1 protein-coding gene is annotated in these 532 nt (G+C 58.8%); it reads left to right on the forward strand.

What is annotated here, in order from left to right:
- Positions 1-20 precede the first annotated feature (20 nt).
- Positions 21-532, forward strand: a 512-nt coding sequence (locus tag AC0L3U_RS38370; protein ID WP_473364958.1) for an MFS transporter, incomplete at its 3' end; no start/stop codon positions are given.

The following is a 532-nucleotide window of genomic DNA, read 5'->3' on the forward strand; positions in this document are numbered from 1 at the left end:
GCTATGGCTTGAATGTCTGGATGGAACCAGCGGTGGTGGCCGACTGGGGCTGGCGCATCCCGTTCGCCGTCGGTTGCGTGATCATCCCGTTTATCTTCGTGCTGCGACGTAACCTGCAGGAAACCGAAGAGTTCGCCAAACGCAAACATCGCCCGACCATGCGTGAAGTCATGGCCACCCTGGTGAAAAATTGGACCGTGGTGATTGGCGGCATGCTGATGGTGGCGATGACCACCACTGCGTTCTATCTGATCACGGTGTACGCCCCCACCTTCGGCAAGACCGTGCTGCAACTGAGTACCTCCGATGCGCTGCTGGTGACCTTGCTGGTGGCGGTGTCCAACTTCGTCTGGCTACCGATCGGCGGCACCCTGAGCGACCGCTTTGGCCGCAAGCCGGTACTGATCGCCATGACCGTGTTGACCGTTCTCACGGCTTATCCAGCGTTGTCCTACGTGGTCAACGCGCCAAGCTTTGCACACATGCTGGAAACCCTGCTGTGGTTCTCCTTCCTCTACAGCATGTACAACGG

This window comes from Bradyrhizobium sp. Kon69, from assembly GCF_055807515.1.